The sequence below is a fragment of the Candidatus Nomurabacteria bacterium genome (assembly GCA_023898465.1).
Lineage (GTDB): Bacteria > Patescibacteriota > Patescibacteriia > HK-STAS-PATE-3 > HK-STAS-PATE-3 > HK-STAS-PATE-3.
Map to the genome: position 1 here is coordinate 733394 of CP060223.1, position 24212 is coordinate 757605.

Annotated in this window: 23 protein-coding genes and 1 tRNA gene; all 24 read right to left on the bottom strand. The window is 49.6% G+C overall.

Features of this window, described 5'->3' with window-relative positions:
• Nucleotides 1–30: 30 nt before the first annotated feature.
• Nucleotides 31–435: a VanZ family protein gene (locus H6760_03645; protein USN53243.1), complete on the bottom strand. Its 405-nt coding sequence runs from the start codon at nt 433–435 to the stop codon at nt 31–33.
• A 1-nt stretch (nt 436) separates the two neighbouring features.
• Nucleotides 437–1177 (bottom strand): sulfite exporter TauE/SafE family protein, encoded by a 741-nt coding sequence (locus H6760_03650; GenBank protein ID USN53244.1) that lies wholly within the window; start codon nt 1175–1177, stop codon nt 437–439.
• A gap of 78 nt (nt 1178–1255) precedes the next feature.
• Nucleotides 1256–1333, bottom strand: a tRNA-Asp gene (locus H6760_03655).
• Between the two features lie 1080 nt (nt 1334–2413).
• A complete protein-coding gene (locus H6760_03660) occupies nt 2414–3184 on the bottom strand; it encodes a prepilin peptidase (GenBank protein ID USN53245.1) in 771 nt (256 codons plus the stop codon).
• Nucleotides 3185–3293: 109 nt separating this feature from the next.
• The gene (locus H6760_03665; GenBank protein ID USN54062.1) at nt 3294–3704 is read right to left on the bottom strand and encodes a type II secretion system protein; all 411 of its coding nucleotides are present in this window, start codon (nt 3702–3704) and stop codon (nt 3294–3296) included.
• Nucleotides 3705–4188: 484 nt separating this feature from the next.
• Nucleotides 4189–4803, bottom strand: a complete 615-nt coding sequence (locus H6760_03670) for a hypothetical protein (protein ID USN53246.1) — start codon at nt 4801–4803, stop codon at nt 4189–4191.
• Nucleotides 4804–5201: 398 nt separating this feature from the next.
• Nucleotides 5202–5621 carry a hypothetical protein gene (locus tag H6760_03675; GenBank protein USN53247.1) on the bottom strand — a complete coding sequence of 140 codons (420 nt, stop codon included), beginning with the start codon at nt 5619–5621 and terminating at the stop codon, nt 5202–5204.
• A gap of 143 nt (nt 5622–5764) precedes the next feature.
• On the bottom strand, nt 5765–6172 hold the full coding sequence (locus tag H6760_03680) for a hypothetical protein (GenBank protein USN53248.1): 408 nt from the start codon (nt 6170–6172) through the stop codon (nt 5765–5767).
• Nucleotides 6173–7704: 1532 nt separating this feature from the next.
• Entirely contained in the window at nt 7705–8544 is an 840-nt protein-coding gene (locus H6760_03685) for an MBL fold metallo-hydrolase (protein USN53249.1), read from the bottom strand.
• A complete protein-coding gene (locus tag H6760_03690; GenBank protein ID USN53250.1) occupies nt 8541–10046 on the bottom strand; it encodes a ComEC/Rec2 family competence protein in 1506 nt (501 codons plus the stop codon). Before H6760_03690 ends, H6760_03685 begins: the two co-directional genes overlap by 4 nt.
• A 64-nt stretch (nt 10047–10110) precedes the next feature.
• Nucleotides 10111–10416 (bottom strand): hypothetical protein, encoded by a 306-nt coding sequence (locus tag H6760_03695; GenBank protein ID USN53251.1) that lies wholly within the window; start codon nt 10414–10416, stop codon nt 10111–10113.
• A gap of 473 nt (nt 10417–10889) precedes the next feature.
• A complete protein-coding gene (prfB, locus tag H6760_03700; protein USN54063.1) occupies nt 10890–11966 on the bottom strand; it encodes a peptide chain release factor 2 in 1077 nt (358 codons plus the stop codon).
• Nucleotides 11967–12223: 257 nt separating this feature from the next.
• On the bottom strand, nt 12224–13492 hold the full coding sequence (locus H6760_03705; GenBank protein ID USN53252.1) for a trypsin-like peptidase domain-containing protein: 1269 nt from the start codon (nt 13490–13492) through the stop codon (nt 12224–12226).
• 783 nt (nt 13493–14275) lie between these two features.
• Nucleotides 14276–14446, bottom strand: coding sequence for a hypothetical protein (locus H6760_03710; GenBank protein USN53253.1), 171 nt, complete (start codon nt 14444–14446; stop codon nt 14276–14278).
• A 20-nt stretch (nt 14447–14466) separates the two neighbouring features.
• Entirely contained in the window at nt 14467–15354 is an 888-nt protein-coding gene (locus H6760_03715; GenBank protein ID USN53254.1) for a polysaccharide deacetylase family protein, read from the bottom strand.
• A gap of 13 nt (nt 15355–15367) precedes the next feature.
• Nucleotides 15368–15928: a hypothetical protein gene (locus H6760_03720; protein USN53255.1), complete on the bottom strand. Its 561-nt coding sequence runs from the start codon at nt 15926–15928 to the stop codon at nt 15368–15370.
• Nucleotides 15929–15938: 10 nt separating this feature from the next.
• Complete coding sequence (locus tag H6760_03725) at nt 15939–16370, bottom strand: NUDIX domain-containing protein (protein ID USN53256.1); 432 nt, start codon at nt 16368–16370, stop codon at nt 15939–15941.
• A gap of 11 nt (nt 16371–16381) precedes the next feature.
• Nucleotides 16382–16921 carry a cob(I)yrinic acid a,c-diamide adenosyltransferase gene (locus H6760_03730; GenBank protein ID USN53257.1) on the bottom strand — a complete coding sequence of 180 codons (540 nt, stop codon included), beginning with the start codon at nt 16919–16921 and terminating at the stop codon, nt 16382–16384.
• A 58-nt stretch (nt 16922–16979) separates the two neighbouring features.
• The gene (locus tag H6760_03735) at nt 16980–19844 is read right to left on the bottom strand and encodes a vitamin B12-dependent ribonucleotide reductase (GenBank protein ID USN54064.1); all 2865 of its coding nucleotides are present in this window, start codon (nt 19842–19844) and stop codon (nt 16980–16982) included.
• A gap of 109 nt (nt 19845–19953) precedes the next feature.
• A complete protein-coding gene (gene nrdR, locus H6760_03740; GenBank protein ID USN53258.1) occupies nt 19954–20457 on the bottom strand; it encodes a transcriptional repressor NrdR in 504 nt (167 codons plus the stop codon).
• Nucleotides 20458–20830: 373 nt separating this feature from the next.
• A complete protein-coding gene (ftsZ, locus tag H6760_03745) occupies nt 20831–22042 on the bottom strand; it encodes a cell division protein FtsZ (GenBank protein USN53259.1) in 1212 nt (403 codons plus the stop codon).
• Between the two features lie 85 nt (nt 22043–22127).
• Nucleotides 22128–23366 carry a cell division protein FtsA gene (ftsA, locus tag H6760_03750; GenBank protein ID USN53260.1) on the bottom strand — a complete coding sequence of 413 codons (1239 nt, stop codon included), beginning with the start codon at nt 23364–23366 and terminating at the stop codon, nt 22128–22130.
• Between the two features lie 17 nt (nt 23367–23383).
• Nucleotides 23384–23761, bottom strand: coding sequence for a diacylglycerol kinase (locus H6760_03755; GenBank protein USN53261.1), 378 nt, complete (start codon nt 23759–23761; stop codon nt 23384–23386).
• Nucleotides 23758–24210, bottom strand: a complete 453-nt coding sequence (gene ybeY, locus H6760_03760; GenBank protein ID USN53262.1) for an rRNA maturation RNase YbeY — start codon at nt 24208–24210, stop codon at nt 23758–23760. Before ybeY ends, H6760_03755 begins: the two co-directional genes overlap by 4 nt.
• Between the last annotated feature and the right edge of the window lie 2 nt (nt 24211–24212).

Genomic DNA, 24212 nt, shown 5'->3' on the forward strand with positions numbered 1-24212 from the left:
GTTACCTTACGAAAAAAAAGAAACAGTCCCCTAGCGGGACTGTTTTGCTTTATGCGCATACCAATGTCGAAGCACATCTGCTCCAATGAATGCACCAATTGCGTCTATACCAACGTCGTGCCAAGCCGGCACTCGATCTTGCACAAAACCCTGATGCCACTCATCGCTGGCCGCATAGAGTGCAGCGAGTAAAAAGGCTAAGAATAGACGTCGGGGGCTTAAGTGATTTCCCTGCTGGCTAAGCGCTCGATAAAGCAAAGCCGACAAAATGCCAAACTCCGTGGCATGCGCAAACTTACGTAAAATAAAATCTATGTTACTAGGGAAACTACTTCGCAATCCTGCAATTGAGGAGAGTCCGAAAATGAGGCCCGCCCAAAGAAGTACAGGTATCCATAATGAAACGAGATGGGCTAGGGAGGAAGACGATTTCATCTTAGAGCGGCGGATTGAAAGAGCTCACGCGTAAAAGCCAGTCCGACAAAACTCCCAACTGACCAATGACCATAAGAAATCCTATGAGGAGTAAAAGTGCTCCAGCCACTCGCTGCACATAATACGCTGCTCGTTGGAAACGACGTATCCAATTCGCGAGATGATCAATAGCCAGGCTCAGTAAGAGGAAAGGTGTCGCAATACCTAGCGCAAACACGAGAAGTAAGAAACCACCTGACCACATACTCTCAGACTGACTGGCTAAGAAGAGAATCGTCGCTAACACCGGACCAATACAGGGCGTCCAAGCAAAGCCAAAACTTAGGCCGATTAAAAACGCATTCACGCCATGCGACTTGGTAAAGTACTTATGCAAATCAAACTTTGCTTCTCGATAAAGCCAAGGCGCCCGGAAAGCACCAAGGAGAAAAAGTCCAAAGAGGAAGAAGAACACACCGGCAATCTGGGCAATAAGATCCCGATGACGTAAAAACATGCTACCGATCGAGCTCGCACCTAAGCCAAGTAAAACAAAGATAAGCACAAACCCAGCTACAAAAAAGAGGCTATGACGAAAAACCTGCCAGCGAACTCTGGCTAACTGCTCTGCTGGGGCATTTATTGCCACTCCGCCGAAATAACTTAAGTAGGCCGGGATTAAGGGAAAAACACAGGGCGCAAAAAAGGCTACTAGGCCTCCGACAAATGCTGCAACAATATGGACATTGGTTCCGTCAAACACCCCAATATCGTACTCGTAGACCGAAAAATGGTCAATCTAAAAACAACCAGTCTACACTGGCCTGTCTTGTTGTCCATTTGGCGGGCCCGACCGGATTCGAACCGGCGATCTTCTCCGTGACAGGGAGACGTGTTAACCGGGCTACACCACGAGCCCATCAAATAGACAACAAAATCTAGGAAATACGGATGAGAGTATATCAGTAACTTATTAAGCTGTCTAGGGTTTTATTAGCCTTGAAAACCCCACCCTCCCCGGACCGCCGGAACAACTGACTGCGTCTCAGAAACACATGAGGAGAGAGTTCAATGCGCTTCAAGGAATACAGTCGGCTCCTGGCGGCCTGGGGAGAGGGTAACGACTAGGCGTTACCCTGTGTGTTGCTAGAGGTAGTGAGGCACGAAGAGAGGGCGTCGGCCGAAGTCAGGCCCTTTCCCTACGGGCTTAACAACCCGTCGTGTGAAACTCCTTCGATCTGTGTAGGTCGTCGCGATGCAGAGCTTATAACCCCGCTCCTCTGCGACCTGATCAGGATCGAAGTCAAAAACATCGACAGTGGACTTTGGCATGCAGACCTCCTCGGGTACTCAGCCTCTAGGGTTTGTACAAACTATTCCTCCTCTCACGCCTCCTCAAAAGAAGAAGTGAGAGGAGGAGAGCAAGTCAGTCGAAACTGCTTGCTCTCCAAAGAAAGATCAACAGTGGTAGGTCTTCGGTCTCTGGCCTCCGAAAAGGCCGCGGTGCAGACCAGCGTCCGACCTCCTCGTCCTGCGCGGATTCAACCCGTCCTTGGGCGTACATCCGCGAGAAGTGTAGGTCGTCTGTCTCTGTGCGCCACCTACCCATGGAGCGTAGTTGACGCCGAGGTCGAGCTTCTCCCGAACCGAGAGGCTCGAGAGATCAACAGGACCGATTTGAGGATCGGATTTCGATTCCGGAGTGAAGTGATCCGTGACCTTCAGCCACGAACCATTCCCTTCTATCCGAACTGACCCTGGACGCGCGTGAATTCTACACATGCCTTCCCCCATCTGCTTGCACTGATCCATCAGTGCATGTAAAGGTCCATCTCTACTCCCAACCCCTTCTCACATTCCTGTGAAATGGGATAGGGGTACTTTAGCGGAAGCGCCTGCTTCTCGCAAGAATCAGCCACCTCCCCTGGACACTCCTCCTCAATGAGGATTGCCCGGGGGAGGCCACGTACACCGATGCATAAGCCTCCGGTGGACGTGGCTAAAACAGTGAGTGGTACCAGGACCAAAGCTCAGCGCCCTTGAACAGAGCGAGAACTGCTGCTGGTGCCAGTAAAGAACCAAATGGAAGAGCTGCCGAGCTGCTCGCCCTGCCGAAGCGGATCAAGCTCAAGCCCAAGATACTACCAGCAGTAGACGCTAGCAGTACGGCAGCCAAGAAAGCAGCTGGACCAAGAAAGGCTCCAAGCATGAAAGCTAGCTTCACATCACCAAGCCCCATTCCTACCTGCCCACTTGCCTTCTTATAGAACCAGCCGATCAGGTAGAAACTTACTCCTCCAGCCGCAGAGCCAGTGAGAGCTGGTACCAGGCCAATAGTCCAAGGTGAGAGCATCAATCCAAGTACAACTCCTCCCAAGCTGATTTCGTCGGGAATGATCCGCTCGCGCCAATCCGTGAAGAAGACAACGAGCAGACCAAAGAAAAACAGCCAGGCGGAAAACCTCGGTATCATGTCAGGAATGGCAACGTAGACCAGCAGGGCCAAGCCACCACCCAGCAGTTCAACCACAGGGTAGTGAAGCGAGATTGCTGACCGACAGTAGGCGCAACGCCCACGCAAAGCAATCCAGCTCAAGACTGGAACGAGATGCCAGGATCGAAGACGTCGACCACAGCATGGCGCGTATGACCTTGGCGTGCATACGCTCTCCCTAGGAGGGAGGCGATGAATGCACACATTAGCGAAACTGCCGAGCAAAGTGCCAACCATGAACACGAAGCTCGCAATCAGATACACACTTCCGTACATGTCTCCTCCCTGAGTTTGTATTCTCCCCTGGACACCCCTCTTGAGAGGTACCCGGGGAAGATCACGTCCACCGAAGCTTCATGCAAGGGTGGACGTGATCGCTGAGCGCTTACTCGCGCTGCGGGGTCAGGACAAGGACGGACTCGCCATCCTTTCCATTGACCGTGATGCGATAGGAGGAGAAGAACTCGGCCGGATCGTAGTAGACCGCACCAGACTCCTTCCCAGCCTTGTCGTAGGACCCGACGTCGTAGACCGCCGTACCTCCGAAGGGATTCCGGATACTACGCCTGGCGTTCGCCACCCCAGCGATGGAATCCGGATAGACTCCTCCGTTCGCTGTAGCCCAGTCATCGACCATGTCCTGCACTTCGTAGGCATTGGACTTGGCCGTCGACAGACGTGCCCTGTCCTGCAGCGCCAGGTAATTCGGGACGGCGATGAGCGCCAGGATCCCGATGATGACCACCACGATCATGAGCTCGATGAGGGTGAATCCCTCCTGATTCTTCCGAAGCATCACTTCCTCCTCTCTGGCTTCACCGGCAGCCAGTTGCCGTTGTAGAGAATATTTTTCTCTCCGCAATCCTTATTCCCTTCCTCCCCTTTCAAAAGGGGAGGCTAGGTGGGGTTAAGAACTCTGGAGAGAGGAGGAGGACAACCAAGGCAGAAGTGACACAAGGTCACAACCGCGAAGATCGACCCTCCTCCATGTGCTAGTGACGCCCGCATTCGCGCCAAAGTTGGCGGGTGAGCAGACGGCGGTGATGCGTCAATCCGCATCGAGCTCGCAGCGCCCGACGACGCTGCCACTCGTGCAAAAAGAGTTCCACATGATGGAAAAATGATATGACACCCTCCATCACTTGAACTCCTGATTACAGAAGCAATACGCGCTCCGCGCCATCCATGTTACCCCGCTCAAGAAGAGCAAGAGACAAAAGAAGGCGGTGAGTGGCCCGATCGGAGTGGTCAGCGCTCCGAGCATGCCAAGCGATAGCAGTTCAGCAGCCACTGCCTGAAAAAGATATCGCATCCTTGCCTCCTAGGTTTCTGGTCCGATATGCACCGAACCAGACTACAACGTGACAGACCAGGCTGACGCCTGGATATACCAGAGCCGCGAAACCATCCGGCCAGGCAACAACACCTTGCAACGCATACGCCAGCACGCCCAAACTCCACGGCCACTGGCTCATGCGCTGAGTACGAGAGAAACTCATCTTCGCTATAGGTACAAAGGAAGGGATCACCACCACCTGAGCGATGATGTTCTCTGCCTTTGGATTATGAGCAAGGGTTGCGTAACCCAGAGCTATCACAACGCCAATTCCCATAGACATGTCCCACGCGTCGATCCTCGCAATCTGGCTGACTTGCTTCCACCCGAGCTTCACAATGTACGCAAGGGTGAAGAGCATGATCAGGCTAATGCAGGCGACCTGCACATAGGTAAAGATGCGCGCGTAAAGTGACGTGAATTCCCGATAGGTAAGAAAATTCAACATCACCCACACAAACCACATCCCGATGGTAACGGGATGCGGCACTTCGCCCTTGAAGATGGCTCGGAGATACGCGAAGTATGCTCCAGCCAAAGCCAAGGAAGCAAGAACCATACATACCGCTCCCATGAATACCTCCAGCTAAACGTGTTTTCTTCCTCCCTTGAATAACTAAACTCAATTTAGTAACTCAAGGGAGGCTCCGTCCATGTAGGTGTGACATGGACGGAGCGGTACGGCCTTGAACCTTTCAAAAAAGGCGGCCGCCATCACTGCGCTGCGTATGTTTGGTGATGCAACGCTTTGTGACAAAGCTGTGGCAGATGCAGGATTCGAACCCAACGACTCGCGAAAGAGTCATCTGGTGAATCGGTTGTTAACCGACGGGACCACTCCCTGGTCACCAGCACCTGCCAATAAAGTATACACTCTCCGCAGTCCCGTACCTCACATGGTACGAGGCTCTGGAGAGATCCGGAGCAAGTAACGTGTACTTACTCCGGAGAGAAAGGTCACATGACGCGACCGAGCCTCGATCGAAGTCGTCCGAGCTGCGGCACAGTGAGAAGATCGTTCCGATGCTGAGAGCGTCGTCTCTCTTCTTCTGCACGACACCTCTCGGTCTCGCGCTTCTGTCGCTTGTCCGCTTCAGTCTTCCGCCACGCTTCCAGCGCGTGACGGAGCGTGTGGAGGACGTCGTACGCATCCTCCGGACGATGCGATGCGCAATGTGGCTCGACCACTCCGTGCGTCTGACCTCGATGCGGGCAATACGCCTGCTTCGGACTGCAGGCTTGGCCGCACTGACGACAGACCAGACTAGCCTCTTCCGGGTTCGCCAAGATCTTTTCGACCTCGGCTTCAGTGAAAGACCTCGGGACCATGTAGGACCCGGACTCGCTGAGAACCATCATCGAGATTGAGAATGACATCGTAGCCTCCTCACTGACTTCCGGCGTCAGCAGCCGCTTAGAGAAACCATTTCCTCTCCGCAGTCTCGTACCTCACATGGTACGAGGCTCTGGAGAGGCCCCGAACTGTGGAAGCTCAGGGCGAAAATCGATTGGACTTGAGACTAGGTTAGTCTCTCAACCGATTTCACGTACACCCAACCCTTCAATCGGCCTCGAACGTAAGATACGGTGACCTCACTTCCTTCAGCAACAGCATCGAAGAGCTGACGTTCTACAGAAACAGTATCTCGTCCTTCAGCAACATCGACTGTCAGCTCCCACTTGTCGGAGTGGTGTACGCTTTGAGGCAGAGTCGTTTTTGTTGCCGCATTATAGACATACATAACGGTGACGTGTGCGGCCGTGAACGTCTTGTTAACAACGCGCCCTCGGCCCTCTTGAAGCGGTCGGAACCACGAGTCAATCGCCGTGAAGATGCCCCAACCCAGCGCAACGAGCACGATGAGCACGATGAGAAGTATGACTGCAGCTAGGAGTGACCCATAGGGCCAATCGTTCAAGAGCTCCATAAATCCCCTCATCATATCAGCCGAAAACATATCGCCCTCCCTTTGCTAGAGAAACCATTTCCTCTCCGCAGTCCTCATTCCCTTCCTCCCCTTTCAAAGGGGAGGCTAGGTGGGGTTAAGAACTCTGGAGAGAGGAGGAGAAGGGCAGTCTTCTTCTCCAGTGTACTTGTCACCCGCTCTACTGCCTGCGGGAAAGAACTAGTCAGATGCACTCAGGGTGTGCACCGACATAACGCCCTTCCACTCCTATTGTAGAGACGTAATCTCCACAAATCTCCCCTCCACACATGACACAACCATGGGTAGCACATGGTTCCTTTTCTCGGGGTGTCCAGTCACAGGACCCCCCTCTTTCCTTGCCGCATGAGTAGCACGCGGCTACCCACTCGACAATTCCCTTGTGATCTTCAGGGGATTGGATGGGTACCTGGAATGATATCCCCGTCAGATCCACACCACAGAATTTGCACTGTTTGTCATATACCGTCCCACGCCGAACTTCCAGTTCGGCTAGTCCGCGTTGATCCATCCCTGCCATTTCCCCTTTCCTTATGGTGGGGATATGATCGTTACAATATGCAACGTCATAAAGCAGGCCAGATGTGTAGTGAGTCGCGACCTGGTTACACGTATGACAATGGATGGTCTTCATTTCATCCTCCAGCGCCTAGAGCGCTTTTACCTGCCCCGCGGAGCAAGCGTATTTCAACTTCTTGGTGAAAGGAATCGTGCACGCGTACGTGCAGTATGTAGAATCCCCTTCCAGCGGGGCACAGCGCGCAAGGCACTATGGAGTCGCCACCATCGCTTGATGATGACCCTCCTCAAATCGTCCTCCGACTCAAACTTATTCGACAAGAATCAAGCGAGCTACAAAATTAACTTCATGAGAACGACTTAAGGAGAAATAGATTGTCAACGTTCACGAATCCTCAGCAACAATCTGGAGGCGAGTAACGAAATGTATCTTTGGACCGAGGCCCGATACACCCTACAGTTTCTCATGAAAGTAGTCAGTTTGCACCAACCGCGATCATGTCCACTGGATGTCACTCCCCCTCCATATTGCTGCTGGAGATGAAAGAGGCAGACTTGAGGTATCGGTTTTCCACAATGCTGAGCAAAAGCCCAACACCGTAGGATACCTCAAGTCCAACTCCTTCCTTTCCCGGAAGATCGGAGCGAGGTGGTCGCGGCCCTTCGCTCAAAATTTGCGTGACCGGCCAAATGCTCCCTCCGATGTTTCGGGAAAGTACTGCTAATAAAAATAGGCAGTAGACTGGGGATTTCGAGGAGACGACGAAACACGCAGTATACTGCCTTTTTACTCACCGTTTTTACGTAGGCAAAACCGGTGTCTCTCTCCTCGGATATTTATTTGGAATGAACCCCCTAAATCAGCGTAACAGCGGATAATACCATACCTAGCTATTCTTGTCAAGAGTTAAAGGTGCTAATATTAGCCAATTTAGCTAAAATTAGCCCATCCTTACATTATTCCCAGGTGGTAGAAGGAAGGGCTGGGGGTGGCGTCAGCACCGCCATAGCTCCTCACCTCGCACCTCAATGCACACATCCCCTTCTTCAATAGTTGAGAGTATCTGGGCACCGCGCTGCTCCACTCGCTCAAGCGTTTCAGGGCTAGGATGCCCAAATTGATTATCTAGGCCCGCGGAAACTATAACGATGCTGGGCTCTACCGCATCCAACCAAGCATCACTGGAGGAGGTTTTTGAGCCATGATGACCCAACTTCAATACATCAGCATGGAGTGGTAAACCAGACTCCAGCATTTCCTTTTCCTCATCAAAGTCGGCGTCGCCAGTCAATATGAATGATTTCGCGCCAACATCTAAGCGAGTAACTACTGAATAGCGATTTTGATCGTCTGGCTCCTTTCCTCGCCAATCACCTTTAGGTGCGAGGACGGTCAGCTCCGCACCAGGCAAACTATAGCGTTGACCAGGCTGCGCATAGAGTATCGTTACCCCCTGATCAACTAAGAGCTGGAGAAACTCCTGATAGGCGGGCAAGTAATGTTCCACTCCGGTGAGTAAAACGCTTTGCACATGATAACGATGTAGCACCTCAACAAAGCCTGTCACATGATCAGCGTCAGGATGTGTCAGCACAAGCAGTTCAATAGTGCGGTCAAAATATGGTAAACGCTCACCTAGCCGCTCAACAACGGTCATGTCAGCTCCTGCATCAGTCAACACGTCAAAATGTTGTAGCGCTTGAATAAGTATCGCGTCTCCCTGTCCAATATCTAGAGTAGTCACTCGCACGAAATGCACCTGACGATATGACCAGACAACATATCCTGCCACGAAAATACACAGCACAAATAAAATGAGTCGTATTCGCTTCATGCCTGAGAAATTTTTAATGCTGCTCTTTGCCTCCTATCCAAATACCATACCCAGGCAAAAAGTCCGAAATAGAGAAGCAGCCACCAATATTGTCCTGTGGCAAAATGCAACAATGACCAATCCGGCAAAGCAAAAAATTCCACTACCATGATTACACCACGCAGTATGAGCCAGGTTGCCGCTCCAAATAGTATGCCAAGTGATAAAGAGAGCACGCTAAGTAAAAGCGCCGCCGTCCCGGCTGCCATGGCAAAAGGAATCAAGGGAAGGATGAGCACGTTCACAAATAAACTAACGAGAGACACTCGACCAAACACGCAGAGAATAAGTGGCAAGGTAAATAAGGAAGCGGCAATAGTGGCAGAGATGGTGCCCCGTATTTCAAAGCGCTCTGGCAAGAAATGCACCCAACGATCAACATGACCAGAAAGCAACATAAGTCCCAGGGTAGACCCAAAAGAGAGCTGAAAGCCCGCATCATCTAATAAGATGCGCGGGTTTACTAAAACCATACTTACCCCACTCAGCACGAGGGCATTTATCCCGCGACTCGGTCGACCTACATGTCCGGCAAAAGCGGCAATGCACCCCATAATACCTGCCCGCACAATCGACGCTTGGCCGCCCACAAAAATTACAAACAGCGAAATTGCTAAGAGGACAAACCAAAAGGCATGCCGGCGACCAATCGTTTTTATCGCCATCGACATGATGAGGTTTACAACAATGGTGATATTAAATCCTGACAGCGCAATGAGATGTGTCGTACCTGTCCGACCAAAGGCCTCTGTTAACCACTCAGGCAATCCGCGGCGCGCACCAACCAAGAGACCAGCCTCAAATGATGCTTCAGGCTCGGGTAGGATACGGGAGAGCTGCGCAGTCACCCACTCCCTCCCATCAATGAGCGCACCACTAAAACTCCAATGAGAGGATTGTACAAGATCGAAGTGGCGAGCACTGCAGGTTGTCGCAATTCCGGATAAGGCTAGATAACGATCATAGGCAAAATCCTCAATCGGCTCGGGATGACGCACAAAGCAGCTGAAGCTCACCTCATCATTTAATCGAAAACGCGGATACAATAGCGCTCGCACTAAAATCTTTGCATCATTATTCTGTTCTGCACTTGTAATTTGATTATTAGAATTTGTTTTTTGTTTATTGGTATTTGGAATTTGGGATTTGCTATTTGGGATTTCTATGGTGTACTTAATATGATCGCGGCGAATATCAGGCGCTGCTACAATCTGACCTTGCAGACTAGTGTTCCCTTCAGGCAATTGAGCGAGCTCTGACACTACGGTTGCTCGCACTACACCAAGCGACAATCCAAAAAGACAAAGGAGCAACAGTGGTGCGCGCCGCCCTATAACGAAGATAATAAATACCCCGCAACAAAAAAGAAGCGGGTAAAGCAAAGGCAGAGAAATCCATCGGTAGAGACCTATACCGATGAGGAAAGAAATAAGTGTAGAGAGAAAAAGCTGGGAACGCGTCATATCGCTGCGCCACCAACTTGTCCACTATGACTCTACGCTATGTGATGAAAAAAAGAAAGACCTCTCAATGAGAGGTCTCCACGGCCTGAGAAGCAAGCACGTTCAAGCGCAAGTGACGCACCACCGCGCCGTAGGTAAAGCGCAGCCGAGTTCCCGAAGGAACAAGAATCGAATCTCCTCGATTGATACGTGACCCATCGGCCACGAGGACGATCGGACCGGCCAGAGTCAGATTCCTCACTCGAATCTGATCACCCTCTACCGAGAAGCTCACCTCCCTCGGAAGCTTCCCTCGGAGGATTTTGCCCTCCTCATCATCCTTACTCCTGAAGGAAACGATCTCGAGACCCTCGATTTCAGTAGCGCCCATGTAGCCCTCCACAGGTTGATAGAAAAGAGCAGCTACTCAGTATGTACCATGCGCAAAAGACTCCGTCAAATAAAGAAAGCCCCTCTACATCCTGCAAAGGGGCTGTACTTGCGGTGAGTGAACGAGGCTAGCGGACGACGCGGAAGAGAGTCTCGTCGACAGTGAAGTCCGTACCGTACGGTACCACCACGTGGCGCGTCGGCCAGACGGTCTCACGACCAACCCGGACGCCACCCACAGCGCTAGTGTTGTGCAACACCACCTGCTCATACCCACGGGAGCGGAGACTCACCCCAATATCGTAATCGCCGACCTGGGGATCACGGGGGACCGGATGTGTCCTCATTCCATCAACACGCACAATCTGCATGGTTTTTTCCTCCCAGCAGAAAAAAATTGGATGTCAAAAAACCGCAAGTAAGAAATACCATACGCCAAAAATACGGCTTTGTCAACGCCTAGCGCCGTGTTAATTATATTACCGCACCCTCGCCTTTTAAATACGCTTCGATAAAGCCATCCAAATCACCATCGAGTACGGCTTGCGGATTATCTCCCTCGTGCTTAGTGCGATGATCTTTCACCATCTTATAGGGATGCAACACATAAGAGCGAATTTGATTTCCCCATTCAGCTGAGTGAAATTCACCCCGAAGTTCTTTGCGCTTTTCCTCTTGTTCTTCCAGCCGCCTCATGTGCAATTTCTGCTTGAGAATCTTCATGGCTGTCTCTAGGTTCTGCTTTTGCGAACGCTCATTCTGACACTGCACAGTAATCTTGGTGGGTAAATGGACAATCCGTATAGCTGAATAGGTAGTGTTCACGCTCTGTCCACCATGACCTGAGGCCGTTGATGCCTCAATCTTCAAATCCTTTTCATCAATAACAATATCAGGCAAGTCGCCAAAGTCCGGGATCACCTCAACAAGCGCAAATGAAGTATGACGCATCTTCTCGGCATCAAAAGGAGAAATGCGCACGAGGCGATGCACACCTGCTTCGGCTTTGAGATAACCATAAGCATAGCGACCAAGCACTTCCATAGTAACACTCTTTATGCCCGCCTCACTACCTCGAGACTCATCAATCACTTTCGCTGTCCAGCCCTTGCGTTCAAAATAACGCAGGTACATGCGCTTCAACATCTCAGCCCAATCCTGCGCATCAGTACCACCCGCTCCGGCATGAATAGCAAAGACGGCATCATTGGCATCGTACTCGCCACTAAGCATCATAGTAAATTCAAGCTGAGTAAAATCTTTCTCCAGCTTTTCGATTTGCGACTGCAGCTCTTCAGAGTCGCCAGTCTCTTGAGCTAGCTCATCTAGGGCTTGCGATTCTTCTTGCATTCGTTGCCAAAGCTCAACCTCTTTCTTAAGTTCGTCAAATTCACGACTTGTCTTTGCCGCTGCCATATTGTCAGACCAGAAATCTGGCTGACTCATCTTATCTTCTAATTCCTTCAATAACTGCTGCTTTTGCGGCAGGTCAAAGAAACCCCCGTGAGGAGGCAATCTTTTGTGCGAGTTCGTGGATGCGTCCTTGAAGATCAGTCATAAAACAAAAGTAACATACAAATTTGCTGAAAGCAATTCTCGATACACTGATATGACTCCTGTTGCGCGCTGCTGCTGTCTCTGCATGAATAAACCGAGTAGTCAGCATTGATGTTCAGCAGCGCTTGATTCTTTTGCTTCTTTTCTGATCCCTGTCCCGAACGAAGTCATCGAGCCTGTTGTGATGACGATGTTGAGGGAAAGCAGAAAAGAAGTGTATGGACACCTCTCCGTTCACTAAGTACGATGCACTATACTTCGCGCTCGCCTAAAGTGAGTTGAATAGTTTTTTCCTCACCATCATGCAATACCTTCAGACTAACAGTATCGCCTACCTTATAGTCAATTAAGATATTTGTCAGCGTGGTATCCGAAGTAATTTTCTTGCCATCGAATTCCAGGATAATATCGTTTTCCTCTAGGCCAGCCTTATCTGCCGGACTGCCTGGGATAACCGCCAACTCGGAAGCATCACTTCCTCGAACGAGTAGAGCGCCATAATCAACTGAGAGATTGTTTTGCTCCTGCATATTGGCAGTGACTACCGTGTAGCGAATGCCTAGGTAAGGACGAACAATTTTCCCTTTTTCCTGCACGCTTTGCACATCCTGTTTAGCTGCATTAATTGGAATAGCAAAGCCAAGTGATTGACCCTCAGTAGAAACTGCGGTGTTCACGCCAATTACTTCACCGGAAATGTTCAGTAATGGACCGCCTGAGTTTCCTGAATTAATTGCCGCATCGGTCTGAATGGTGTCTTCAATCACTTCGGTTTGGCCGCTGCCATCACCTGCTTCAATAGTACGAGAGAGACCTGACACAATACCTTTCGTCACTGTGTTTTGGAATCGACCTAAGGCGTTTCCAATTGCAATCACTGTTTCACCGATTTGCACGCTTTCTGAATCGCCCAGCTTCACTGCTGGTAAACCAGTTTTATCAATCTTCAAAATCGCCAAATCAAGACTTGGGTCTCGGGCTAAAACTTGTGCATCAACCCGCGTGCCATCATTCAGCACGACTGAGTAATCAATGGTCTCTAAATCTACTACATGCTTATTGGTAAGAATTAAACCATCGCTGGAAACAATAAAACCTGTACCACCGCGCACATCGCGCTTACCTTGTTGGGGCTGACTCGGCACCCCAATGCCAAATGGAGAGAAAAAATTTGAATCTTGAGAAATCTGACTAAAATCCTGCGTCCCAATGACGCTCACCACACTATCTTGCACCTGATTCACTACATCAACCGTAGCTGAATCCTCGGCTACTTGCACCGTACGATTTTCAGTAATTGCTGAGCCTGAGGCATTTAAGCCAAAAAGTTTTTCAATCCCACTGCCAAGTTGATTATTCACCGCCAACACGCCAAATACTGCTCCGGAAATAGCGCCGAGCACTAAACTAAACACGACCGCCATGATAAGTATGGAACGGAAAGCTTTTTTCTCGCTCTCGTGCATGGTCGGCTGAGAGGGTCTTACATTGTGATTTTCTTGTGGTGTGATATCCCCCATAGCGTATACCCAGGGTACTGTTCATACCGTGCAGTGTCAAGTCAAAAAGCATCAGTATGGCAGGAAAAAATACCTGCTACGTATAGTACAGCAAGCCTCTCCCTTTTCTTTCATAAATGAAAAACCCAATACTTTTAAATATATAAGCATTGGGCTCATTCTTCTCAAACTGTGCTCATAAAATAACAAGCACATTGAGACACGACGCTCTAGCGAACTTGCCGGTTTTTTCTATTTCTCCGGCGACGCGAACGTCGAGAGCCCAGTGAAGTCAGTACCACCTCTTGGCAAGGGAATTCCTTAACAAATGGTGGCCAGTTCACTGGGAAGAACAAGGCTTGGTACCCATGACGGTCAATCAGCTCTTGCCGAAACCTCTCCTCGCAGACATACCACTTCCGTCTCAGCAAAATCCGACGATTTTCGTGATGTAGCTGTCCGAGTCTCTCTGCCTGCTTCCTGTCGTCAGCCACGATCGGCTGACTCATTCCGCACACTGGACATTGAGCCAGAAAGCGTTGCATCTCTCATCCTCCTTTCGAGGTCTTGGGTGGTAGTGACAAGGAACGAACAAAGCATAATAGACCATGAACACTATTTTGTCAATCCAAAACAAAAGGACCTGAGCTGTGCATCAAGTCCTTTGAAAGTCATCTTCATCTTCAAGCGTTTCCCGATCGCGACGTGACAGCCCCCGGAAGTGGACTATGTAGAATGACCCGAGCAATATGGCAGCCAGCCCAAAGATCGAGCCAATGATCAAGGGAAGATGCATGCCTCCTCCTAGGGGATGATATCTCCGGCCCGCAGCTCCTCGAAGTCTTCCTCGGTTGGATCTGGAATTATGGGCATATCGTGGATACGCTCGAAACACTTGAGGCTCCACACAACAAGACCAATCACCACAGCAATGGAAAACACAAAGATTGCCAAGGTAATCCACAATACCTGCACTTTAACCTCCTCCGTCGCTGCTACGCAGCAACTAAGTCAGCCAGACTCACTAACTCATATCCCTGATCTCGAAGCTCAGTGATGATAGTTGGTAGTGCGTCCTCAGTTGAGATGCCCCCAACCTGTAAAAGGACAATTCCCCCATTAGCCGCCCGACTCATCACCCGCGCTTCAATATCCGCTGCAGTGGCGCCGGCCTGCCAATCTAAACCGTCGACTGTCCAAGTAACCGGACAGTAACCAGCCGACATTACTATATCCGTCACAGTTTGGTCAACCGATCCAAATGGTGGCCGGAAAAAGGGCTTTGTTGTTAGGTTAGTAATCCCGCTAATTTCTTCATCCGCTGCTTCCAATTCTAACAAGGCTTCATCCTCTGTTAAATCTTCAAAGTCGGGATGTGTGTCGCTCTGATTGTAAATGCGATATCCAGCATCGCTGATTTTTTGTACGACATCGGGATTGTTACGAGCAAAGGTGCCGGTGAAAAAGAATGAGGCTGGCGCATTTGCCTCCTGCAAGACTTGTAAAATCTCATCAACATTTGCTCCATTGCCGCGTCCGCTGAAGGTAAGCGTCATTTTTTTCGCGCCGCCCAGTACCGAGATTACCCCGTCGCATTGCGTAGCTACATCAAAATCCTCTGCTACGGCCGGCGCCACGCTTGTATTTGTATTCGCATCAGCATTTTCATTTGTCTCAGTATTCGTGTTTGTCACCTCAGCCAGCTGGGTAGTACTATTCTCTACTGCAGTGTCGGCCGAGTTGGTATCACCTTTGCCAAAGACCCTTTGGATAAGAACGACTACGATAATAAGCGCGACGACATACAAAATCCAGCGAAAAAGCTTCGCATTCGTGACAGGCTTACGTTCTTGATAGCGGGCGTAGCGTTGATACGCCGGCATAAAGCGCTCCTAGTTAGGATTGAGGAACTTCCCTCCGTGCTTTCATTCTAACAAACCAGCGCACACTTTCAAAGCCGCCAAAAAGCACAGTGGTATAGAAAAGGTCACCTATCAAGGTATTGCGGAAAAATGGCAACGCCATGGTGTAAGACTGGATCAAGCCGCTAAAGGTGTGAGCGTACATGGTACCAAAGAACCAAACTGCCCAGTTGGTCACGAGATAAAAAACTATTGAGCCGAGCAGCGTGCCACCTGCAATGCTAAGCACGTTCTTCTTCTGTCGCACCCAGAGTCCAATAAGTCCAACAAAGGCAAAGCTCAGCCACGTGATAGGTGCGAGGGAATACCAGCCTGCCCCATGAAGACCCCAGGGCAAGGCTTCACGAAAAGCTGGCACAGACATCAATATGTCGCTCATCATCATAATACTCAAGGGCAAAATGACTGCCCAGGACTTACGTAAATATACACCAGCAAATAGAGCAATGGCCGCAACTGGAGCCACGTTTAATGGGTGTGGGATGAGGCGTAGGAATACGCCGACGAAAAGGAGAATGTAGGGAAGAATTTGCATAGTCAGGGACTTACTTTAGCAGGCGCTTCTGCAATGCGTCAAATGCGGTAAGAGCTCGCTGTACTGTACTCATAAGTGGTAAATTCCCCGCCTCCGCAATAGTCACCCATCGATACTCGTCATGCTCGTCGCTTAAATGGACTTGCTGCTCTTCAGTGGTGCACCAGATATACATTCCAACAATATGTCGTTTGAGGCCCTGGATTGTTGGCTCCCAAGCATCAATGGAAATTGGAATATCAACGCGAATATGCAAACCCGTTTCTTCCGCCACTTCCCGTTTTATGCCATCAAATGGTGATTCACCTAAGCCTAAACGGCCTCCAGGAACATCCCATTTACCAACATTTGTCGCTTCATCATATGCCCGCTCGCGAAGTAAAAGAATTTTATCTTTATGCGTAATGATCGCTTTTACCGCTACAAATTGTTCTTGGGGCATAAACGTTTTCCTTAGTAGTCAATTCCCTTTTCGGCCAACCTGCCTTCATCATAAGGATGTTTCACCTTACGCATGTCAGTCACCAGATCAGCCAACTTGTTAATACGAGGATAGTTGGTATGTCCGGTCAGCACTAAATGCAGCGAGGGACGCTTGGCCTTCATAAGCTTAATAAGCGCCGTTTGAGAAAAGAGCTCTGACTCAATAGCTGAAATTGCTTCATCAAGAATTACCACATCATAAGCATTTGAACGAACTGCTCGCATGGCCGCTTGAAGCGCCTGCTGCGCTGCTCGCTTATGGACGATGAAAGGTTTCGTATCGTTCAAAATTTTCACAAAGCCTTTGCCAAGCACCCAAACATCAACGCCAAGCTTTTTGAGCATGGCGCGTTCACCCGAGGGCCAGCGCTCTTCTTTTACAAACTGGAGGAAGAAAACCCGCTTACCCCAACCACGAGCTCGGACAGCCACGCCAACCGCTGCAGTAGTTTTTCCTTTTCCCTTCCCAAGGTACAGGAGAGTGAGGCCTGAGGGTGTTTTTTTATCCATACCAGAGCATCCCGCCCCATTGCTTATTAGCAATGGGGCGGGATTTTCAAGCTAGTGATTAGGAGCAGCCGCTCGTATTACCGCATTCCAGACACTTGTAGCAGGATGCGTTGCGAACCATGATAGCTCCGCAGAAATCGCAAGGCGGTGCGTCGGTTTGATTCTTGATCGTGCTCAGTTCAAGTTGAACTCCAGAAGTGGCGCTTTCTTTTTCCTCTACTTTTTCTTGCACCTTCTCTGCTACTGGAGCAGCGCTGGCGACTGGCTCGGCTTTCTGGACTGGAGCAGTTGAGGTCGCCTGCGCGGTCAGATCAGCATTGTGGAATTCAGCTGCCTCTTTTGAGGTCATGAACTTCAGGGCTAACCAGCGGAAAATGTAATCCATGATCGACTTCACCATCGGGATCTGCTTGTTGCGTGTGAAGCCGGCTGGTTCAAAGCGAGAGTGCGTAAATTTGCTAATGAGCACCTTCAGCGGCACACCATACTGCAAGTTCAGGGAAATTGAAGTGGCAAAGGCGTCCATTACTCCAGAGAGTGTACTACCCTCTTTACTCATGGTGATGAAGAGCTCGCCTGGTTGTCCGTCAGGATAGAGACCAACCGTGATGTAACCCTCGTGCCCGGCAATATCAAACTTATGCGTGATAGATTGACGCTCGTCTGGTAGACGATGGCGGTAGGGCTTCGGGTCAGGTGAAACAACGGCTGCCGCGGTCTTCTCTTGCTTCTTACCATCCTCAGTCAAGGAAGTATTGAGCGGCTGCGTACGCTTTGATCCATCACGGTAGATAGCTAAGGCCTTCAAGCCAAGCTTCCAACCCTGAATGTAGGCATCCATGATTTCTTCTACTGTGGAATCAGCTGGCATGTTGACGGTCTTAGAGATAGCACCAGAGATGAAAGGTTGTGCTGCGCCCATCATTTTTAAGTGACCCATGTGGTGAATGGAGCGTGTACCGTTTGCAGCTGGGAAAGCACAGTCAAACACGGCTAGATCTTCTTTCTTTACATGAGGAGCACCCTCGATTGTGTCATTGCTATCAATGAAGTCAGTGATAGCGGTAACCTGCTCTTTGGTATACCCCAGCCTATCCAAGGCCATTGGTACTGTGCGGTTGATAATCTTCATATATCCGCCACCAACCAGCTTCTTGTACTTCACCAAAGCAATATCAGGTTCAATGCCGGTAGTATCACAGTCCATCATAAAAGCGATGGTTCCGGTCGGAGCTAATACGGAAACCTGGGCATTGCGGACACCATACTGGGTACCACGGGTAACTGCTTCGTCCCACACATTGCGAGAAGCTTCCCACATGTCGCTCGGGATCAAGGACTGCGTAATACCATCAACTGCTTCACGATGCTGACGTAATACACGGAGAGTGGAGTCTTTATTCGTTTCATAATCTGGGAAAGGCCCCATCTCTTTAGCAATCTCGGCTGATTGCGCATAGGCCTGACCAGTTAAGAGGGCAGTAATAACTGCTGCGTAGGCTCGGCCTTCATCGCTGTCATATGGTAAGCCAAGTGACATCAAGAGGGCACCCAAGTTTGCGTAACCAATACCTAAAGTACGGTAGAGGTGACTGCGCGCAGCGATCCGCTCAGTTGGGTAGCTTGAGTTATCGACAATGATTTCCATGGCAGTGATCAACACCTTGATGGCATGGAGATACTTGGTGTAGTCAAAGCGACCATCCTGCGTCCGAAACTTCATCAGGTTGATAGATGCTAGGTTGCAGGCAGTGTCGTTCAAGAACATGTACTCGGAACATGGGTTGGAAGCATGGATACGGTCAGTGTTCAGACAGGTGTGCCAATTGTTGATGGTGGTGTCATATTGCAATCCCGGGTCACCACACTGATGGGTTGCTTCAGAAATCATGCGCAGCACATCGCGAGCTTTGTACGTATCAACCACTGCATCATCTTTTACTGCCCGGGTCTGCCAATAGCCATCGCTCTCGACTGCTTTCATGAATTCATCAGTAACGCGGACGCTGTGGTTAGCGTTTTGGAAATAGACTGAGGTATAGGCCTCGCCGTCAATTGCGCCATCATAACCTGCATCAATTAATGACCAGGCTTTTCGCTCTTCTTTTGCCTTACTCCAGATAAATTCAACTACGTCTGGGTGTTCAACGTTCAAGATAACCATCTTAGCGGCTCGTCGCGTTTTTCCACCCGACTTGATCACGCCAGCAAAAGAGTCAAAGCCCTTCATGAAAGAAACCGGCCCTGAGGCTGTACCACCACCAGACAAGCGCTCTCGTGAAGAGCGAATTGGTGAAAGGTTGGAGCCAGCGCCAGATCCGAACTTGAAAATCATACCCTCGCTCTTTGCCAAGCTAAGGATAGAATCCATTGAATCTTCTACCGAGAGAATAAAACAGGCCGAGCACTGTGGATGAGTGTAATCATCCTGAGCTAAACCCACTTCCTGCTTCTCTTTTTGCCAATACCAGCGGCCAGCGCCGGATCCCCGGTCATAGCGATGCACGCCACAGTTAAACCATACCGGGCTATTGAAGGTCATATACTGATGCACAATCAACCAGGTCAATTCATCGTAAAAAGTCTGTGCATCATCAGCTGTAGCAAAATAACCATCCGCCTGACCCCAGTCAGTGATGGTACGAGTGACACGATCAATTAACTGCTTGATGCTGGTCTCTCGCTGACCCTTATCATTATCACCGTAAAAATATTTTGAGACAACGATGTTTGTAGCATTCTGTGTCCAAAAATTTGGAACCTCGACATCCTTTTGCTCAAAAACCACTTTACCTTTTGAATCAGTAATCGCCGCGGTGCGTCGCTCCCATTGAATCTCATCAAAGGGTTGTACATTTCCACGTGAAAAAAAGCGCTGCCATCGCAAACCGAGGCCTCGCTTACCCTTCTGCTTAGTATCCATTAATTTTTCCAACAGAGCTTCTTTAGTGCTCTCGTGGACATGAGTATTCGACTGGGCAGAAGGCGGCATGGGAATATCCTTTCTGTAATGGTTAATGAGGAAAGTAGCGTTATGAGCGGCGACGTTTTTTTACAGTTCGCCGGACTGTTTTTGTACGGAGGAGAGCTTGCAGTTCGCGTTGGAAAGTCTCAGCGTCTTTGAAAGACCGGTAGACGGAAGCAAATCGGATGTAGGCAACCGGATCAATCTTCTTAAGGTGACGCATGATGACTTCGCCAATATCCTTTGACTTCACCTCTTGAGCACTCTTGCGACCACTTAGCTTCTGAATGTCGCGCTCGATTCGACTGAGCAGCTGAGTAAACTCTTCAGTAGTCGTAGGTCGCTTCTCAAGTGCCTTGCGTAACCCTTGCTCCATTTTTTCACGTAGGTAGGGTTCCCGGCGTCCATCTCTTTTTAAGATGGTGACATTGAGGAGCTCTACTTCTTCATAGGTGGTGAAGCGGAAGGTGCAGCGAGTACATTCGCGACGACGTCGGATGGCAAAGCCATCGGTGACGAGGCGTGAATCAGTAACCTTGCTATCCGCGTGATGGCAAACCGGACATTTCATACCGTTAGCAACTCTTCAGGCTCCATGAGGAGAAGCCTATCCAAGTTATTCAGATAATGCATCGACAGGGATTAGCCTGTCGACTTGATACACCATCCTGAAGAAAGGACGGTGCGTAGAGCAATAAGTTGTAAGGTTTTTTGGAGGCTTTCTTGAGACGAAAACAGGCCACTGCCATATCGCGTACTTGTGCTGGCTGGTGCCCGTGTTGCCCCCGTTGCTACAATATCTAGTAGTGCTAGGTGTAATTTTACTACAAGATATAGTCTTGTCAACCCACAAAACACTAGGAATTTGTGAGTTAAGGGGATTGGAACGGCGCAAAGCACCTCGCCACGCTGAGCGTGACGTCCCCCTACTCTATCAAGATGTCCTAGAGCATTTTCTTTCGGATGAAGGCTGGGATTTCCAGCTCCTCTTCCTCTTTTGTTTTCTCTGTACCGCTATCACTGACTGGTCGCGATACCTCTGGAGTAATACGCTTCGGTTTTGGGGCTGGCTCCTCGCGCTTGAAGTCCATTTCCGGCTCATCATCCATAAACGAGGTGCTGTGCTTTGGCTCGTCTTGGGCAATTGGCGAGATAGTAGGCATCTTTTTCATCACTGGGCGCTTCCCATCCTTACCAAAGCCAGTCGCGATAACCGTAATCTTAATTTCATCACCAAGTGATTGATCAATCACAGAGCCAAAGATAACCTTAGCGTTTGCATCAGCAGAACTGGTAATAACTTTAGCCGCCTCATTGACTTCGTACATGGATAACTTCTCGCCACCAGAGATGGTGAAGAGGATGCCATGTGCGCCATCGATAGAAAGCTCGAGCAAAGGAGAATCAATGGCCGCCTTAGCTGCTTCAGTAGCACGATTTTCGCCAGTGGAGCGACCAATACCCATCAGTGCGGTACCAGCATTTTGCATAATCGCCTTCACGTCAGCAAAGTCGACGTTGATAAGACCTGGAACGGTAATCAATTCAGCGATACCCTGCACGCCCTGACGCAACACATCATCAACGATTGCGAAAGATTCCAGTAAGGAAGTTTTCTTATCAATAATTTGTAAGAGTCGATCATTAGGAATAGTAATGATGGTGTCTACTCGATCAGCTAATTCGCTGTGTCCGCTCTCGGCAATTGAATTACGCTGCGCACCTTCAAAACTAAATGGCTTCGTAACAACAGCTACTGTTAAAGCGCCAACGTCCTTGGCGATTTCAGCAATCACTGGGGCAGCACCAGTACCAGTGCCTCCGCCCAAACCACAGGTGATGAAAACCATATCAGAGCCTTTTAAGAGGTCGTGAATTTCATCCTGACTCTCTTCAGCGGCTTTGCGGCCCACATCGGGATCCATACCAGCGCCTAAACCACGAGTGGTGGCTTTACCAATATGCACCTTAGTTGAAGCTGAATTATGGTGAAGGGCTTGCGCGTCAGTATTTACGGCAATAAACTCGATGCCACGAATATGCGCATCGATCATGCGGTTGACTGCTGATCCACCGGATCCCCCGACTCCGATGACCTTTATTTTCGCGAATGTTTCAACTGGCGGCTTTACTTCTGTTGGTGATTGTTTAGGCATGATGCGAACAATTGAAGCTAATCCTTCGTGCTGATAGTGTAGCGACCAAAGCGGTCTTCTGTCAATCTAAGCGTTAGGGAAAAATCTAGGGTAAAAATGACTTCAGCCAATCCTTCACTTTTCCAGTAGCATCTCGGACTGAATGAAGCTTATTCAAGGAAAGTCGAGGGCCAGTATCAAGACCAGCTCCCCAGGCTAATAAGCCAATTGCCGTGGTATAAGTGGGCTCTTGCACCTTATCTATGGCCGTAACCACATTTGTTGGCATACCAACGCTGGCAGGCAAACGAAATTGTTTTTTAGCAACATCCACTAGTCCTGGCAGTTTTGCTCCACCGCCAGTTAAGACGATCCCGGCTGGCAAGCGACCAGAGCGGTCAATTGACTGTAACTCTTTATCAACCATGGAAAAAATTTCCTCAGTGCGAGCTTCCAGAATTTCGGCGACGTGTCGTCGTGAAACCGTAGCATTATCGCCTCCCTCGTAATCGCTCAGAGTTATCTCTTCGCGCTTCTGCACTTCATCAGGGATCGCGCTGCCATGTTCGAGTTTAATCTTCTCTGCGACATCGATAGAGGTGCGTAAGCCAATCGCAATGTCATTGGTCAGATGATTTCCACCAACCGGTAATACCTTGGTATGCAGGACGTCGCCTTCCTCAAAAACAACTAAGGAGGTGGTACTAGCACCAATATTCACTAAAGCCACACCTAATTCCCGCTGACGCTTTGATAGCGTCGCTTCAGCACAGGCGAGAATCCCGAGCACCAAGTCATCAACATGAATACCCGTGCGATACACACATTTGGTGAGGTTCTTAATTTGAGAGGAGAGACCCTGAATAATCTGCACGTCTACTTCTAAGCGCAGGCCAGTCATACCGACCGGATCCTTCACTCCCTCTTGATTATCTACAGTAAACAAACGAGGAATAACGTGGAGAGTTTCATAATTCGGCGGAGTGGCAACAGCCTGCGCTGCGTCAACAACTCGCTCCACATCATCATCTTTTATTTCTCCATCAGCTTTTGCCACAGCCACCACACCATGACTATCCTGGGAGGTGATGTGCGTACCTGTCATGCCCACGATAGCTTGCTCGATTGGCAAGCCGGACATACGTTCTGCTCGCTCTAAGGCAGTGGAAATTGAGGTAACCGCATCTTCGATACTGGTGATCGAACCTTTGCTAATACCTTCGGACGGGCTTTCAGCAGCGCCCAGTATTTGTAATGAATGATCAGCCGGATTTCGTTGGCCAACCACAACCCGGATCATGTGTGATCCGATATCCAGGCCTGTAAATACCACATCTTTTGCCATACCTGCTATTCCTTAAACTAGGTGTTAAATAAAGAAATGACGTGAGGGAGAACAATGAGCGCCACGATGAGCAATCCTACGAAAGAAGCAATCAGGACTGCTCCAGCCATAATGTCCTTAATCATTTGGACATAGGTATGGATGCGGGGCTCAACAATATCAGTTAACTTTTCAAATGCGCTATTCAGTAACTCGAGAATCAGGATAAGCGCACATATTAAGAGCAACGTAATTATTTCCCAAGTCTGCAAAGGGAAAATAATGATGAAGAGAATGACGATAGCCACTGCGCCGGTCAGCACTCGGAAATTTTGTTCCTGCTGCCAAGTGGTTCGCAAACCTCTGATTGCGTAGCGGAAACTTTTGCGCAAAAGAGAGAAACTGAGAAAGCTCATGACCGTGCTTTTGTGAGATAGTCTTTCACTTTATCCTCCCAAGCGCGCATTATGCGTCGCTCCCCTACTTTGTGATGATCGTGTCCGAGCAAATGCAGATAACCATGGATAAGCAGATCGCGTAACTCCTCTTTAACCGGTCGTTTCCGTCGATCTGCCTGACGTTGCATTTGATCAGGCGCAATAATCAGCTCGCCAAAAGGGAAATCATCTGAGGAAGCATCCTGGTCACCCTCCATAGTATACGTGAAAGAGAGCACATCCGTCACGCGATCAATTTTCCGGTAGCGCTTATTGAGGCGCCGTACTTCTTGATCAGGGAGGAAGGTAACTACAACAGAGTGTTCCGAATCTTTGGTTTCAGTTAGCTTAGCAGCTGCTTGGATTACTTGGCGAATCCAAGTGGTTGAAAGGTGCGCGGGGGTCTGATTAACAACAGTAATACGCATCA

Bases quoted from the DNA above. Each gene is read 5' to 3' on its own strand.
- H6760_03735 (USN54064.1), bottom strand. From the start codon at position 19,844: ATGGATACTAAGCAGAAGGGTAAGCGAGGCCTCGGTTTGCGATGGCAG.
- H6760_03715 (USN53254.1), bottom strand. From the start codon at position 15,354: ATGCCGGCGTATCAACGCTACGCCCGCTATCAAGAACGTAAGCCTGTC.
- H6760_03755 (USN53261.1), bottom strand. From the start codon at position 23,761: ATGAGCTTTCTCAGTTTCTCTCTTTTGCGCAAAAGTTTCCGCTACGCA.
- H6760_03685 (USN53249.1), bottom strand. From the start codon at position 8,544: ATGAAGCGAATACGACTCATTTTATTTGTGCTGTGTATTTTCGTGGCA.
- ftsA (USN53260.1), bottom strand. From the start codon at position 23,366: ATGGCAAAAGATGTGGTATTTACAGGCCTGGATATCGGATCACACATG.
- H6760_03645 (USN53243.1), bottom strand. From the start codon at position 435: ATGAAATCGTCTTCCTCCCTAGCCCATCTCGTTTCATTATGGATACCT.
- H6760_03725 (USN53256.1), bottom strand. From the start codon at position 16,370: ATGCCCCAAGAACAATTTGTAGCGGTAAAAGCGATCATTACGCATAAA.
- nrdR (USN53258.1), bottom strand. From the start codon at position 20,457: ATGAAATGTCCGGTTTGCCATCACGCGGATAGCAAGGTTACTGATTCA.
- H6760_03695 (USN53251.1), bottom strand. From the start codon at position 10,416: ATGGGCGCTACTGAAATCGAGGGTCTCGAGATCGTTTCCTTCAGGAGT.
- H6760_03675 (USN53247.1), bottom strand. From the start codon at position 5,621: ATGTCATTCTCAATCTCGATGATGGTTCTCAGCGAGTCCGGGTCCTAC.
- H6760_03720 (USN53255.1), bottom strand. From the start codon at position 15,928: ATGCAAATTCTTCCCTACATTCTCCTTTTCGTCGGCGTATTCCTACGC.
- H6760_03690 (USN53250.1), bottom strand. From the start codon at position 10,046: ATGACGCGTTCCCAGCTTTTTCTCTCTACACTTATTTCTTTCCTCATC.
- H6760_03730 (USN53257.1), bottom strand. From the start codon at position 16,921: ATGGATAAAAAAACACCCTCAGGCCTCACTCTCCTGTACCTTGGGAAG.
- ybeY (USN53262.1), bottom strand. From the start codon at position 24,210: ATGCGTATTACTGTTGTTAATCAGACCCCCGCGCACCTTTCAACCACT.
- H6760_03680 (USN53248.1), bottom strand. From the start codon at position 6,172: ATGGAGCTCTTGAACGATTGGCCCTATGGGTCACTCCTAGCTGCAGTC.
- H6760_03670 (USN53246.1), bottom strand. From the start codon at position 4,803: ATGGTTCTTGCTTCCTTGGCTTTGGCTGGAGCATACTTCGCGTATCTC.
- H6760_03665 (USN54062.1), bottom strand. From the start codon at position 3,704: ATGCTTCGGAAGAATCAGGAGGGATTCACCCTCATCGAGCTCATGATC.
- ftsZ (USN53259.1), bottom strand. From the start codon at position 22,042: ATGCCTAAACAATCACCAACAGAAGTAAAGCCGCCAGTTGAAACATTC.
- H6760_03660 (USN53245.1), bottom strand. From the start codon at position 3,184: ATGTACGGAAGTGTGTATCTGATTGCGAGCTTCGTGTTCATGGTTGGC.
- H6760_03705 (USN53252.1), bottom strand. From the start codon at position 13,492: ATGGGGGATATCACACCACAAGAAAATCACAATGTAAGACCCTCTCAG.